This is a genomic window from Undibacterium sp. TC9W, assembly GCF_049339865.1.
GTDB lineage: Bacteria > Pseudomonadota > Gammaproteobacteria > Burkholderiales > Burkholderiaceae_D > Undibacterium.
The window spans coordinates 60,114-75,427 of the sequence record NZ_JBMPPJ010000018.1 but is presented as its reverse complement, the minus strand read 5'-3'; the positions used below and the strand labels follow the sequence as shown (position 1 = coordinate 75,427).

Here is a 15,314-nt window from a genome sequence, read left to right as displayed (position 1 = left end):
GCAGTTTATGAAACCGGAGCGAACGTGTATATTGCAACTTTTGCCCGCTTTGATGCTCTGACGGGAATGGCTTAACAGGATTTTGGACCGATATGCGACCTTTATTGCAAATGAAACAAAGTAACTTATTCACAGTACTGGCAGTGTCTGCTGGCCTGCTCATCAGCTCGACAGCCTGGTCGCAAGTCAAACTCAGCCCTATTGCGGTTCCCAAGACGCAAAACAGCAAGGCGCAAAAGGTTAACAGCATCGTTGTTGTGGTCAATGATGAAGTGATTACCCGGCAAGAACTGGATGCCCGCATGCTCGAAATAGAGATGCAGCTCAAAAAGCAGGGCACACCTTTGCCAGACCGTGCCGTTCTGCAAAAGCAATTGCTGGAACGCATGATCACTGACCGCGCCCAAATGCAGCTTGCCAAAGAAAACGGCATGCGTGTAGATGATGTCATGCTCGACCGCACCATGTTGCGTCTGGCTGAGCAAAACAAGATGACTTTGCCTGAGTTCCGTAACCAGATCGAACGTGAAGGTACTTCGTATGCGAAGTTCCGTGAACAGATTCGTGACGATATCCTCATGCAGCGCATACGTGAGCGCGAAGTAGATAGCAAGATACAAGTGTCTGAAACCGAGATCGATAACTACCTGGCAGCAGAAGCCAACAACAAGGCGGCCGCCAAGCAGGAATTGAATCTGGCCCACATCCTGATCAGCATTCCTGAAAAAGCCTCTGCCGAACAAATCGCCGCACGCCGTGCCCGCGCTGACGAAGTCTTGAAAAAATTGCGTGAAGGCGCAGACTTTGGCAAGACCGCCGTCACTTACTCAGACAGTTCAGAAGCCTTGAAAGGCGGCGACATAGGCTGGCGCGAGCAAGACCGTTTGCCGCAATTGTTTGTCGATGCCATCAGCAAGGTCAAGGTGGGGGAATTCTCTGATATCGTACGCAGCCCGAATGGTTTCCATATCGTCAAAGTCAATGGCAAGCGAGCCATGAATGACACCAAGGCTGCCGCTGCCGAGCAGCAAAGCCATGTGCGCCACATTCTCATCAAGGTCAGCCAGATCGTGACTGCGGATGAAGCACGCAAGAAACTGCAGGAATTCAAGCGCAAGATAGAAGCCAAGGAAGCCACTTTTGAAGACCTGGCCAAGACCCACTCCGCAGATGGTTCTGCCTCCAAAGGTGGTGACCTGGGCTGGTTGTACCCTGGTTCTACTTTGCCTGAGTTTGAGCAAGCCATGGACAAACTGGCGATCAATCAGATCAGTGAACCTGTCACCACGCAATTTGGTGTGCACCTGATCCAGGTGACAGAGCGCAAGGCCGATGAATTATCGAAAGACAGGCAACGTATCGCCGCCCGTCAGGCTGTGCGCGAGCGTAAGTCAGATGAAGCGCTGCAAGACTGGCTGCGTGAAATCCGTGACCGTGCCTACGTTGATTTCCGCCTGGAAGAAAAATAATGCCACAGCCCAGTTTGCCGGTCATCGCGGTAACCGTAGGCGAACCGGCTGGCATAGGGCCTGAAATTGCGATACGGGCTGCCTGGCAGTTAAGACATGAAGTCAGGTCAGTATTGATAGGCGACGCTGCCTATTTGTCCATGCTGGCAGCCGAGCTTGATCCCGCCATCAGCATGATGGGGGTATCCCTGCAAGCCTTGCGGCATCAGGGCTTGCCTGCCTCTGGCAATGAACGCCTGACCATCATCGATTGCCCTCTGAGTGCGTTTGTCATTGCCGGCCAGCTGGACCCGCGCAATGGCCGTGCTGTCTTGCATACCCTGGATGTGTCTATTGAAAGCGTGCAACGCAAATGGTGTGAAGCCGTAGTCACTGCCCCTTTGCAAAAAAGCACCATCAATGACGCCGGTGTAGCTTTTAGCGGTCATACCGAATATTTCGCCGAGAAAACCTATACTGGCCGCGTTGTCATGATGCTGGCCAGTGAAGCCAATGACCACCTGCCGCAAGCCCTGCGGGTGGCGCTGGCAACTACGCATTTGCCACTTCGTAAAGTTGCTGATGCCATACAGTTTGATGATCTGTGGAAGACCCTGGAAATCATCCATGCCGACTTGCGCAGCAAATTTGGCATAGAAAACCCACGCATCCTGGTGGCTGGCCTGAACCCGCATGCGGGTGAAAACGGTTATCTGGGTATGGAAGAAATTGAAGTCATCACACCCGTCATCAAAAAAGCGCAAGCAGCTGGCATGCAGGTCAGCGGCCCTTATCCAGCGGATACCCTGTTCCAGCAAAAATACCTGGAGCAGGCTGACTGCATACTGGCGATGTATCATGACCAGGGTTTGCCAGTACTCAAGCATGCGAGTTTTGGACTGGGTGTGAATATCACCCTCGGTCTGCCGCTGATACGTACTTCGGTTGATCATGGCACCGCCCTTGATCTGGCGGCCAAGGGCACGGGGCATGCTGATATTAGCAGCATGCTGGTGGCGATACGAGTTGCAGCCAGCATGGTCAACAAGCAAGAAAAGTAAATACGCAAAAAAGTAAGCAAAAAATAAGCAAGAAAAATATGAAACATATCCCTCGTAAACGTTTTGGCCAGAATTTCCTGACCGATGAACTGGTCTTGAGCAATATCACGCGCGTCATCAACCCGCGCCCTGGACAAACCATGGTCGAGATAGGCCCGGGCCTGGCCGCCATGACGCGCCAGTTGCTTGATGGCCTGACGCAATTGCATGTGGTTGAACTGGACCGCGATCTGGTCGCCCGCCTGAAGAAAAACTTTTCGCCAGAAAAACTCATCATCCACGAGGGTGATGCCCTGCAATTTGACTTTGCCTCCATCCCTGTGCCTGAAGGTCAGAAGCTGCGCGTGGTGGGCAACCTGCCTTACAACATCTCCAGCCCCTTGCTGTTTCACCTGGCCGAGATAGCACCGCTGGTCGAAGACCAGCATTTCATGTTGCAAAAAGAAGTGGTCGAGCGCATGGTTGCGGAGCCAGGCAGCAAGACTTATGGCCGCCTGTCCGTCATGCTGCAGGTACGCTACCACATGGAATTGATGTTCATCGTACCTCCTGAGGCATTTGATCCACCGCCACGGGTAGAGTCTGCCATCGTGCGCATGATACCCAAGCCGGGTACCCTGCCTTGCGATATCAAAAAACTCGAAGAAGTCGTCACCAAGGCATTTTCACAAAGACGCAAGGTAGTTCGCAATTGCGTCGCCGGTTTATTGTCAGAAGCAGATTTGATTGCTTGTGGTGTCGATCCGCAACTGCGCCCTGAGACCATCGCGCTGGAAGCTTATGTTGCCATGGCCAATTTGCTGAGTGCACGCCCGGCCTGATCCTGCTTGAGGTGTAGCGGGTTGGAGGCTTACAGAAGCCCGCTTTTACGCCAGGCTTTTCTGCGGTCTATCAGGATTTTCAATTGTTTTTGGGATTTGCTGACTGAATAATGCATGGACTGTAGTAGCGTTGCGGGATTGAATGGTTTGACAATAAAGCCATTTGCCCCCGCCTTGATCGCCTTGACCACAGTCTCTTTATTATTACTGCCGGTGACCATCAGCACTACGGTGTCGGGCGAGATTTTCTTGATATGTTCGAGAATTTCCAGGCCGCTGATGTCCGGCATCATGACGTCCAGACACACTACTTCAGGTATGGTTTTCTCCAGCCATTCCAGCGCGGCCACGCCGCTGGACGCTTCACCAATGACATTGAACGCCTCGCTATTGAGGATATGGCGAAGCATGGAACGACTGATGTCATTGTCATCCACGATAAAGATGCCTATGTCTTGTCTGTCTAACATGTTCATCCGTTTCCTCTGCAAATTCACATTGCATTAATTTTTGTTTACGATAAATCCAGTTTTGGATTTTGTCTGCAAAAATTTAAATGAGTGCTAATTTTAGCAATAATAAGCTTGCAGCATGCATAATTGTCTGGCCTATAATCTGAGGCATGAGGATGACGAATTACTTGAAAGACTGACAAAACATGAATATAACTCACACACCGGAGTGGCAAGCCCTGCTGGCACATCAACAAAGGCTGGAACAACAGCATTTGCGCGAATTGTTTGCCGCCGACAGTGAAAGGTTCAGGCATTTTTCGGTTGAGCTTGATGGCTTGCTGGTGGATTATTCCAAGCAGCGCATAGACCAGCCAGCACTGGATAGCCTGATGGCCCTGGCACGCCTTTCCAAAGTGGAAAGCTGGCGTGACCGCATGTTTGCCGGTGAGAAAATCAATATCAGTGAAGACCGCGCGGTCTTGCACACTGCCTTGCGGCATACAGATTTCACGCCCTTCCCGAATGAGGCAGAGGATGTCATGCCCAAGGTCAGGGCAGTGCGCAAGCAAATGCGTGACATTGTCGAACGGGTACGCAGTGGCTTGTGGCGTGGTTTCAAGGGAGATGCGATACAGACAGTGGTGAATATAGGCATAGGCGGCTCTGACCTGGGACCGAAGCTGGCGACGCGTGCCTTGTCGGCCTTCCAGCATCCTGGGCTGACGTTTTACTATGTCTCAAATCTGGACAGTGCCCATCTGGCACCCTTGCTGGAAAAGCTGGACCCGCGCACGACCCTCTTCATTGTCGCTTCCAAGACTTTCACGACGCAGGAAACCAGCATCAATGCCCAGACTGCACGTACCTGGTTGATGGCAGCCGCAATGGAGGAGTGGGCCGTCAGCAAACATTTTATTGCGGTTACTTCCAGCCCAGGCAAGGCGCATGAATTTGGCATACCAGATGAGAATATCCTGGAAATCTGGGATTGGGTAGGCGGGCGTTATTCGCTGTGGTCTGCTGTCGGCCTGTCTGTTGCGCTGGCGATAGGCATGAATGGTTTTGAGCGCCTGCTGGCCGGGGCTGAAACCATGGACAAGCATTTCTGCAATGCACCGCTAGAAAAGAATTTGCCAGTCTTGCTGGCCCTGATCTCGATCTGGAATACTAACTTCCTCGGTGCTGAGACCACAGCCATCCTGCCGTATAACGAATCGATACGCCACTTACCCGCCTTCTTGCAGCAACTGGAGATGGAATCGAATGGCAAGACCGTCAGCCGCGATGGCGAAGCCCTGACTTGCCGCGCCAACCCCATCGTCTGGGGTGAGATAGGGGTAAATGGTCAGCATGCCTTCTTCCAGCTCCTGCACCAAGGTGGCTGGCTGATACCCTGTGATTTTGTGGTGGCGGCATCCAGTGATTATCCTTTGCCAGGTCACCAGGCACCTTTGCTGGCAAATTGCCTGGCCCAGAGCGCAGCCCTGGCTTTTGGCAAGACTGAGACACAGGCGCGTGAAGAGTTGTCACAGGCAGGCCTTAGCGATGCCAATATCGCCAGGCTCTTGCCACACAAGGTATTTGCCGGTAACCAGCCATCTACCACCATACTCATGCCCAGCCTTGATCCTTTCCAGCTCGGCATGTTGCTGGCGCTGTATGAGCACAAGGTCTTTGTTCAGGGGGTGATCTGGGGCATCAATTCCTTTGATCAATGGGGCGTGGAACTGGGCAAGCAACTGGCTAACCGCCTGTTGCCAGCAATTTTGGGTAATCAGGACTATGACTCGCATCTGGACACATCGACCAGCGGTTTGATTGCGTACTTCCGCAGGCATGGTCACGTTTGAGTATGTATAGTGATTGAAAGAAATAGTTAAAATTTCTCGAAAGCATGTTGGCAAAGTTGACGCAAAGAATCTTGCTTGATATAAAGCAAGCTCTTAAATCAATTCAGAATGCATCTATGTGGACAGGAATTTTTGGCGTTGTCTCGGTCGTCATCGTCGTCAGCATGGTTATATTGATACGTGCCATGAATAAGGAAGCGCGCCGCGCTGATCATCAGAATTGAAATAAAAAACGCAGACCTTGGTCTGCGTTTTTTTTATGGGTAGTCTGATTACCAGCTGCCTGTATTCGGCATCGAAGCCCAGGGCTCAGCCGGTGCCAGTGGTTCACCCTGTTGCAGCAACTCTATCGAAATATTGTCTGGTGAACGCACAAAAGCCATGTGACCATCCCGTGGCGGGCGGTTGATCGTGACACCGTGATCAGCGAGGCGCTGGCAAAGTTCATAGATGTTCTCTACATGGTAAGCCAGATGGCCAAAATTGCGGCCACCAGTATATTCTTCCGGGTCCCAGTTATAAGTCAGCTCTACCTGAGCATCATGGTCGCCAGGTGCGGCCAGATACACCAGGGTGAAACGGCCTTTGGGATATTCTTTCTGGTGTACCAGTTCCAGCCCCAGTGCATCACGGTAAAACCGCAGGGACGCCTCAAGATCGGTGACGCGCACCATGGTGTGCAGATATTTCATGTTTGCTTTCGAAAAAATCCTGCCTGAGCATGCTTGCCGAGCTTGCCAAGCGTACTCAGAGCAGTACAGAGGATAGACAGGATTTTAGCTGATTTTGCAAAAAACTATTTTATGCAGACTATGCGGACCTGCTTCATGTCTGTTAATCCGGAAAGAACTTTTTCTATACCGTCCATTTTCAGGGTCAGCATGCCATCTGCCAGTGCAGCAGTCAGTAACTCAGAGACGCGGGCATGGTCCTGTATGAGTTTTTTGACCATGTCATTTGCCACCATCAGTTCATGCAAACCTAGCCTGCCTTTATAACCTTTTGAGCAATGCTCGCATCCCACAGCCTTGTATAAAGTGAATTTGCCAGCCTTGTCGGCATATTGGCTTTGCCAGGTGGTAAATACTTTTTTCTTGGCTTCTATGGGGTTTTTGATGAAGTTCTCGGTATTCAGCAATTCCTGGCAATACTCGTCCAGCAGCTCCATCATTTCTTCTTTGGCTGGATGATAGACTTCCTTGCACTTGCCACACAGGCGCTTGGTCAGGCGCTGCGCCAGGATGCCTAGCAAGGCGTCGGCAAAATTGAATGGGTCCATACCCATGTCCAGCAAACGGACGATGGATTCTGGCGCGCTATTGGTGTGCAGGGTAGCAAATACCAGATGGCCGGTCAGTGAAGCTTCCAGGCCGATGGAAACAGTTTCCTTGTCGCGCATTTCACCGACCATGATGATGTCAGGATCAGCTCGCAAAAAAGCCCGCATGACAGTGGCAAAGTCCATGCCCGCCTTGCGGTTGACCTGTACCTGGCGCAAGCCTTTCTGTGTGATTTCTACCGGGTCTTCGGCTGTCCAGATCTTGGTTTCTGGCGTGTTCAGGTGACTCAGCACTGAATGCAGCGTTGTCGTCTTGCCTGAACCGGTAGGGCCGCAAACAAAGAACAGGCCATAGGGTTTGCTGACCACATTTTTCAGGCGCTCAAGGTTGTAGGGCAATACCCCCAGCTTATCGATAGGGATAGGCTCACCGGCAGCCAGAATACGCATGACAACATCTTCCATGCCGCCAGAAGACGGGATGGTGGCAACGCGTAATTCTATGTCGTACGGGCCATATTTCTTGAACTTGATCTTGCCATCCTGCGGCTTGCGGCGCTCAGAAATATCCAGGTCACACATGATCTTGATACGCGCCAGCAGGGCGCTGCGGTAGCTGGCCGGTATTTCAATATACGGTGACAGCGAACCATCCTTGCGAAAGCGTATCAGGGTTTTTTCCTTGCCTGGCCGCGGTTCTATATGGATGTCTGAAGCGCCTTGCTGATAAGCGTCGATGATGATCTTGTTGATCAGTTTGACGAGCTCATTCTCCACTGCGGCAGATACTTCAACTGCAGCTTGTCCACCGTTTTCTTCGTCATCATCATCAAGGCCGGACAGCAGTTCATCGACTGAGCTGCCATCAGAAACAGTACCAAAGAACTGGTCAATGGTTTGCAGGAATTCTTTCCTGGTGGTGACCCGGTAATTGATCTTGGAAGTCGCAAACACATGGTTGACGACATGGGTGGTATTGGTATGTTCGGGATCTATCGCCAGCACGGTCAGGCCGTTCTGGTCTTCCATGATGGGCAACCAGGAGTTCTGTTCCACATACTGGCGCTTGAGCTTCTTGACCAGATCGACAGGGATGATACGCTCAGCCTTATAGGGCTCATAAGCGACGCGGAAGTATTTGGATAATGCCTGCCCAAGACTGGCTATAGGGATTTTAAAATCTTCTGCCAATACTTCTTCCAGATCCAGCAGGCTGCGCCTGGCTGCCCTGACAGCGAGCTCCATTTCTTGCGCAGATAAAACCGCTTCCGACACCAGAAAATCAAATTTGGTACGCGGCGTATTGGTTGGCAGTACCTTGCTTTTTTGGGTAAACGCCACCGCCAGGGTTTCACACAAGGCTTGCACACCTTCGGCGGCAATGGCATTGAATGCATCGCCCAGTTTGTGATTAATGAATTGCACCACGCCCAGCAATTCGTGGCTTTGTGCTTCGAGGATAGGGGCCACCAGCATCTGCTTGGTACGGTAACCGGTGCGCTGATCGACCGCGCTCTGGAACTTCAGGGTAGGCGAATGTGAGCGCAGTTCATTTTCATCATACACGTCGCGCAGGCTGAGCATGGTCTTGGTCAGTGCAACGTGACCAGCGATACTCTGGTCAGAAATGGACAGGCGCAAGTCTTTGAAAGAATTCAGGCCGGTCTTGATCTTGGAAATCAGGGTGACCTTGTCCTGGGCCACGACATAAATGGTCAGGCGGTCACATTCAAACAGATTGCAGATGTCAGGTGAGACATCCAGCATGATCTGGTCCAAAGCATCGGCCCCATGTATCTTGTTGGTCAGGGTTTGCAGGCGTTTAAAGAATTGCAGCCTGTGATCCAGACCTTCCTTGGAAGCATTTGCGGCTTGAGCAGTTACAACCATTCGTTTTCCTTTATTACACGTTCCGCGCCATTAAGCACGATGTAAAGCCAGAAGCTAATTATCAGCTTTAATATGATGCGCATTGCAAGATACTGCAAATTATTATTCTCTTAAGTCAATTTTTACAAAAATGTATCACGGAAGTCGAATGTCTGACCACAAAGTCAACTCTTTATAGCGTAAAGCGACAAATTAGCCTATCTTCAGGGGAGGAATGATGCAGACGGTATTCTTGTCTTCAAAGAAAGTGTTAAGCTTGCCTGGAGGCCGATAGGCAGGTAATGCCGGTCTCGGATAACAAAGCCCTGGTTGGACAGGGGCACACTATTTTTTGTCTTTATGAACTTACAAATTCTCGGCTGTGCAGGTGGAATAGGCGACAATGAACCCTACACCACCAGCTTATTGATAGACGATGACGTCTTGCTGGATGCAGGCACTGGTTTGTCGCGGCTCAGCATAGAACAACTGATAGCGATAGATCATGTGTTTATCAGCCATAGTCATCTCGATCATGTGGCTGGCCTGGCACTGCTGATGGACGCCGTGTTTGGCAAAAGGAGCAAGCCTGTCACCGTGCATGCCACGCCTGAGGTCTTGCATGCCCTGAAAACCCATATCTTCAACTGGAGTATCTGGCCAGATTTCAGCACTTTGCCAAATGTGGATAATCCGTCCATGCAATATCAGGAAATGCAGCCCGGCACAACTTTGATGCTGGGAGAACGTACGATTACTTCACATGCAGTAGACCATGTTCCCGGTTCGGTTGCGTACTGGGTGCGTGCCGCCGGAAAAGGGTTTTTGTTTACCGGGGATATGGCCAGTACGCCTGCTCTGTGGACAAACCTGGGCGGACAGGCTGGCCTGGATATGGTCATTGTCGATTGTTCTTTTCCTGATGCAGAAGCTGAGCTAGCCCTGCTTTCCAAGCATTTTTGTCCCGCTGCTCTGGCCAAAGACATCTCAGTTGTACCTGCGGGTGTCGTGTTTTATATCTATCACCTGAAACCGGGGCAAGAAGCACAAATCATGGCAGAACTGGAGCAAAATAAGGACAGGAATTTTAAAGCGTTAAAAATTACTGACCATTTCAGTTTTTGAAATATAGACGCTGGCTTCATGCATTGTTCATAGGGCGGAAATAATGAAGCATCAGTATGAGCGCACAAGCTTAGCAAGAATTTGGATACGATCTGGAGAAAGTGATTATGACTGCACTAAGCAGTAGCGAAATTGCACAACGCCTGGAAAAACTGACGGAATTAAGCCTGGAGCTGAGCAATAATCACGACACGCCATTGTTGCTGGAAAACATACTACGCTCGGCGAAAAGCATTACCTACGCCGATGGTGGTACCTTATACCGCACCAGTAAAGACAAGCAAAGTCTGTGCTTCAATATTTCCCTCAATGACACCCTTAACATGTATCAGGGTGGAGTAAAAGGGCATACGGTAGATATACCCGACATTCCCCTGATTGATGCAAATGGCAACCGGAATTTGAATGCCGTGGCAGCCTATGCCGCCAACTATAAAATCTCGGTGAATATCCAGGATGTGTATACCGTAGGCGTGTTCAATTTTTCTGGTACCCGTAATTTTGACCAGCAATTCAATTACAAGACCAAATCCCTGTTGACCGTACCCATGCACGATCATGAAGGGGAGTTGATCGGTGTTTTGCAGCTCATTAATGCCAAAGACCCGGAAACCGGGGAACTCTGTTCCTTTACCGAAACCGATCAGCGCTTTATCGAAGCACTGGCATCACAGGCGGCGATTGCGCTGACTAACCAGCAACTGATCTCGCAACTGGAAAACCTGTTCGTTTCGCTGGTTCACCTCATCAATATCGGTATTGATGAAAAATCTCCTCACACAGGCAGGCATTGCCAGCATGTCCCGGAATTGACGATGTTGCTGGCAAATGCCGTGCATGAAACCCGCGAAGGGCCGCTGGCACATTTTTCCATGACGGATAAAGACCGCAAGGAATTGTGGATGGCCGGCATTCTGCATGACTGCGGCAAGATTTCCACCCCTGTGCATGTAGTAGAAAAATCCACGAAGCTGGAAACCATATTTGACCGCATACACTTGCTCGATACCCGTTTTGAAGTCTTGAAGCGCGATGCAGAAATCAAGGTGTTGAAAAGTAAATGTGCCCTGTACCAGGCCAGCGTCAATAATGAAAACCTGATCGCTGAGCTGGAGCAAGGTTTGCAGACGGAGCTGGCTAAAATCGATGACGCCAGGAATTTTTTACGCAAACTGAATATAGGCTCAGAGAGAACCAGCCCCGAAGACTTGCAGCGTGTGACCGATATCGCAGCATGGCAATTTGTCGATGCTAACGGTGCACCGCAAGCCTTCCTGAATGCGGATGAAGTTGAAAACCTGTCCGTGCGCGCAGGCACCCTGAATGCGCAAGAGCGCGCCATTATCAATAACCATATTTCTACCACCATCAAGATGCTGGAAGCCTTGCCCTGGCCCAAGCATTTGCAGAACGTGCCTGAATATGCCGGTGGCCACCATGAACGTATGGATGGCAAAGGTTATCCACGCGGCTTGCGTGGTGAACAAATGTCAGTGCAGGCCAAGATCATGGCAATAGCTGATATCTTTGAAGCACTGACCGCCAAAGACCGACCCTACAAAGATGGCAAGACTCTGACCGAGTCACTGCACATCCTTGGCAGCTTTGCCCTGAATGGCCATATTGACCCGGACTTGTTCAATATCTTCGTCAAGAAAAAAGTTTATCTGACTTATGCTGAACGCTTCATGGACAAGAGTCAGATTGATGATGTTGATTTGAGCAAGGTACCTGGTTACCGTACTTGAGTGTCATATCAGACTTCCTGTTGCTTATGTTGAAAGACATCGGGTAGCAGGAAGATTTTCCAGCATAAGCACTACCTTAAACTGAGTTTGTGGAGGAAAGCTTGCAGAAGCACATCAACAAACTGACACGCTGGGGCATCTGCTTGCTGCTGATCGTCATGGCTGCCTTGCAGGCAAATGGTAATTTGCCGACCACCCTCATAGAAAAAGTCGATTACTTTATCTATGACCTGCGCATGAGGTGGGAACCTACCACGTTCAACCCCGACATTGTCATCGTCAATATCGATGAAAAAAGTTTGCAGGAGGTAGGACAATGGCCCTGGAACAGGGGAGTCGTCGCTGATCTGATAGAAAGGCTGACCGACGATTACCATGTCAAGGCAGTGGGGCTGGATATCGTATTTTCAGAACCGGACAGCAGCACCGGCATACAGGTACTGGAAGGTCTGGCGCAAAAAGAGTTAAAGGAAAATGCTGGCTTTGTAGCGCAAATGCCCGCACTCAGAAAAGAACTCGATTTTGACGACAAACTGGCCAGAACCTTGGCTGGGCGCCCTGTGGTTTTGGGTTATGTGTTTTCAAATACTCCGAACGACAGTTCAAAAGGCTTGCTGCCAACGCCCGCCTTTGTCGATGCCGATCTCGGCGAGCGCAGTTTTGAGTCTGCCATCTACACCAAGTACACCGCCAATTTGCCGGAGCTGCAAAAAGCAGCGATTGCGGGTGGGTTTTTTAATCCTTCACCGGATGCTGATGGGGTGATACGGGGTATTCCATTGCTGGCAAAACATGGTGCTGGCTACTATGAAGCACTGTCATTGGCAACAGCACGTATCGCGCTGAATGCCAGCAAAGTCAAACCAGTGTTTTTGCAAGCTGATGGCATCAATTCTCAAAGTTTTTTGAATAATTATGGTTCGATAGAAGCGATCAAACTTAACTCCACACCCAACAAGCGCATCCCTGTAGAGCCATTGCTAACTGCACTGATCCACTATAAAAGCAAGGGTGGGCCAAATGGTGGCGGGTTTGCCTATGTGTCAGCCTCGGATGTGCTCAAAAAACGCCTGGCTGTTGATAAGCTTAAAGAGAAAATCATCTTGATAGGCACGACAGCAGCGGGGCTCAAGGACTTGCGCACCGCGCCGCTTGGACTGGATTACCCAGGCGTGGAAATGCATGCCAATGTGATTGCCTCGATACTGGATGGTGATGTAAAGCAGCGCTCTGACAGCACGCGTGGCTTTGAAGTCATACAGGTATGCCTGATCGGTTTATTGCTCACTTTTGCACTGTCGCGTTTCAAGGCGCTGGCAGCCGTGCTCTGCACCACGGCAATGCTAATACTGGTGATTGCCTTCAACTACTGGATGTATCAGTCCTTCAACCTCGTCCAGCCACTGGCAACAGTGCTGTTATTGATCGCTGCGCTGTTCGTGTTCAATATCACCTGGGGCTATCTGGTCGAATCCAGAAAATTGCGCGGCGTGGTCAGGCGTTTCGGTGAATATGTAGCGCCGGAACTGGTTGCCGTCATGGCAGAAGAACCTGACAGCTACACCATGGAAGGTGAAATTCGTGAGCTGACTGTGATGTTCTCTGATGTGCGCGGTTTCACAACTATTTCCGAAAGCCTGAGTGCCGCGGATTTGCGAGAATATATCAATATCTACCTGACCGCGATGTCAGAAGAAATACGCGGTAATCGCGGCACGCTCGATAAATACATAGGTGACTGCGTCATGGCTTTCTGGGGCGCACCGGTGCGTCTCGAAGACCATGCAAGGCTGGCCGTTGCCAGTGCGCTAAAAATGCAATCCATCGCGCAAGGCCTGAGTGCAGACTTTGTCAAACGTGGCTGGCCTGCCTTGAAGATAGGAGTGGGCTTGAACACAGGTGAAGTGCGCGTAGGTGACATGGGTTCCAAGATCAGGCTCGCCTATACTGTCATGGGCGATGCAGTGAACCTGTCTTCACGCCTGGAAGGTATTACCAAGGTATATGGTGTCGGTGTCGTGGTTGGTGAAGCGACAAAAAATGCGGCGGCAGAATTTGCCTATCGTGAGCTGGACAGGGTCAGGGTCAAAGGCAAGACCAGGCCCATCTCGATTTTTGAACCGGTTGCCATCGCAACGGATATAGACGATGTTCAGTCTGCCTTGCTGGAACTATGGCATCAGGCACTCGATGATTTTCGCGCGCAGCAGTGGGATGTTGCCGAAAAATCTTTCCGCTCATATCTGGAAGTCCGTGCAGAAGACCTGGCAGCCCAGGTCTTTCTGGAGCGTATCGCCCACTACCGGCAGAACCCATTGCCTGCCGACTGGGACGGGGTAGCGACCTTTGTCAGCAAGTTCAGTGAATAAAAATGGCAACGGTTATTTGGCTTTTACCCGCAACAGGTAGTAACTGATGACTCCAAGAACGATGCCCCAGCAGGCAGAACCCAGACCCAGCAAACTGATATTCGATGCAGTAATAATAAAGGTGATCAGCGCAGCTTCACGTTCTGTTGTTTCCTGCATCGCATTCACCAGACCATTTTGTATTGCCCCCAGCAGTGCCAGACCGGCCACCGTGGTCACCAGTGCATGAGGCAAATGCAGGAACAGGGCAGTCAGGGAACCGGCAAAACTGCCTATCAATAAATAAAAGCCACCACAGGCAACACCGGCCACCCAGCGTTTTTCTGGCTGCTGGTGTGCTTCTGGCCCTGTGCAAATTGCTGCAGTGATCGCCGCTAGGTTCACGCCATGTGAGCCAAAAGGTGCCAGCAAGATACTGACAAAACCGGTGGCGCTGACCAGCTTGCTGGTCGGTGCCTGTTCGTAACCTGCAGCGCGCATGACAGCTACGCCCGGTACTTGCTGGCCAGTCAGGCATAGCAGTGCCAATGGCAAGCCAAGGCTGATGATGGCGCTCAAAGAAAATTCAGGCGCAGTCCACACGGGCATCGTCAAACCCAGTTGTACAGCAATAGACTGACCCTGATTGGAATCACCCCAGCCCAGGACACTCCAGAGCACGACACCGCTGAGCAAGGTCAGGACGATGGCATAGCGTGCGCTACGGCGTTTGAATATCAGGTAAGCCGCGAACATGGCTGTCACCAGCCAGGGCGCGCCACCAACCTCACTACGGGCATTTGCAAATACATCAACCCCAAAGCGGAACAGGATACCCGCCAGCATGGCTGCACACAGGCTTTTGGGTATTTTTGCCATGAGTTTTTCAAAGATGCCGGTAATGCCTATCAGCCATATCGCCGCCGCCGCAACCAGGTAGGCACCTATGGCCTGGTGATAAGGCACCGTCGCCAGGCCCGTCACCAACAAGGCTGCACCCGGAGTATTCCAGGCACAGATCACAGGTATCTTGTGCCGCCAGCTCATCCATACTCCTACCAGACCAGATCCTATCGAGATAGCCCATATCCATGAACTGGTTTGCGCTGTTGTCAGTTTTGCGCTTTGTGCTGCCTGTAATATCAACAGCATGGGGCCAGCATAAGAGATCAGGACGGCGATCAGGCCAGCCAGTACCGCAGGAAAAAAATCTGCCGCCGTAGCGGCAAAACCCGGCTTGATGGCATTTGCCGGGGTAAGGAGAGGGGGAGAGTGTGGTGTATTCATACATCTAGTCTAGTTCAGTGCAG

General features: G+C 51.1%; 11 protein-coding genes. 7 read left to right on the top strand and 4 right to left on the bottom strand.

Annotated elements, in window-relative coordinates:
- Window positions 1-110 precede the first annotated feature (110 nt).
- The 3 genes from ACO0LN_RS22140 to rsmA are packed head-to-tail and all read left to right on the top strand — an operon-like array spanning window position 111 to window position 3,330.
- Window positions 111-1,469 (top strand): peptidylprolyl isomerase, encoded by a 1,359-nt coding sequence (locus ACO0LN_RS22140; protein WP_422977538.1) that lies wholly within the window; start codon window positions 111-113, stop codon window positions 1,467-1,469.
- Window positions 1,469-2,509: a 4-hydroxythreonine-4-phosphate dehydrogenase PdxA gene (gene pdxA / locus ACO0LN_RS22135; RefSeq protein ID WP_422977536.1), complete on the top strand. Its 1,041-nt coding sequence runs from the start codon at window positions 1,469-1,471 to the stop codon at window positions 2,507-2,509. The genes ACO0LN_RS22140 and pdxA overlap by 1 nt, the downstream gene beginning before the upstream one ends.
- A gap of 38 nt (window positions 2,510-2,547) precedes the next feature.
- Complete coding sequence (gene rsmA / locus ACO0LN_RS22130) at window positions 2,548-3,330, top strand: 16S rRNA (adenine(1518)-N(6)/adenine(1519)-N(6))-dimethyltransferase RsmA (RefSeq protein ID WP_422977534.1); 783 nt, start codon at window positions 2,548-2,550, stop codon at window positions 3,328-3,330.
- A gap of 29 nt (window positions 3,331-3,359) precedes the next feature.
- Here rsmA and ACO0LN_RS22125 read toward each other — a convergent pair whose 3' ends face one another.
- Window positions 3,360-3,800 carry a response regulator gene (locus ACO0LN_RS22125; protein ID WP_422977532.1) on the bottom strand — a complete coding sequence of 147 codons (441 nt, stop codon included), beginning with the start codon at window positions 3,798-3,800 and terminating at the stop codon, window positions 3,360-3,362.
- Between the two features lie 188 nt (window positions 3,801-3,988).
- Between ACO0LN_RS22125 and pgi the strand changes: the two genes are divergently transcribed.
- The gene (pgi, locus tag ACO0LN_RS22120) at window positions 3,989-5,635 is read left to right on the top strand and encodes a glucose-6-phosphate isomerase (protein WP_422977530.1); all 1,647 of its coding nucleotides are present in this window, start codon (window positions 3,989-3,991) and stop codon (window positions 5,633-5,635) included.
- Between the two features lie 272 nt (window positions 5,636-5,907).
- Here the strand turns inward: pgi and ACO0LN_RS22115 are convergent, their stop codons facing one another.
- Both ACO0LN_RS22115 and ACO0LN_RS22110 read right to left on the bottom strand, forming a co-directional pair.
- A complete protein-coding gene (locus tag ACO0LN_RS22115; protein WP_422977528.1) occupies window positions 5,908-6,327 on the bottom strand; it encodes a VOC family protein in 420 nt (139 codons plus the stop codon).
- Window positions 6,328-6,431: 104 nt separating this feature from the next.
- Window positions 6,432-8,804, bottom strand: coding sequence for a GspE/PulE family protein (locus ACO0LN_RS22110; protein ID WP_422977526.1), 2,373 nt, complete (start codon window positions 8,802-8,804; stop codon window positions 6,432-6,434).
- Between the two features lie 339 nt (window positions 8,805-9,143).
- On the opposite strand from ACO0LN_RS22110, the gene ACO0LN_RS22105 reads away from it, so the two are divergent.
- From ACO0LN_RS22105 to ACO0LN_RS22095, 3 genes are all read left to right on the top strand, one after another.
- Entirely contained in the window at window positions 9,144-9,908 is a 765-nt protein-coding gene (locus ACO0LN_RS22105) for a 3',5'-cyclic-nucleotide phosphodiesterase (protein ID WP_422977524.1), read from the top strand.
- A 107-nt stretch (window positions 9,909-10,015) separates the two neighbouring features.
- On the top strand, window positions 10,016-11,656 hold the full coding sequence (locus ACO0LN_RS22100) for a GAF and HD-GYP domain-containing protein (protein WP_422977522.1): 1,641 nt from the start codon (window positions 10,016-10,018) through the stop codon (window positions 11,654-11,656).
- A 101-nt stretch (window positions 11,657-11,757) separates the two neighbouring features.
- Window positions 11,758-14,025 (top strand): CHASE2 domain-containing protein, encoded by a 2,268-nt coding sequence (locus ACO0LN_RS22095; RefSeq protein ID WP_422977520.1) that lies wholly within the window; start codon window positions 11,758-11,760, stop codon window positions 14,023-14,025.
- A gap of 12 nt (window positions 14,026-14,037) precedes the next feature.
- On the opposite strand, the gene ACO0LN_RS22090 is transcribed toward ACO0LN_RS22095, so the two are convergent.
- On the bottom strand, window positions 14,038-15,291 hold the full coding sequence (locus ACO0LN_RS22090) for a benzoate/H(+) symporter BenE family transporter (RefSeq protein WP_422977518.1): 1,254 nt from the start codon (window positions 15,289-15,291) through the stop codon (window positions 14,038-14,040).
- Window positions 15,292-15,314: the final 23 nt, after the last annotated feature.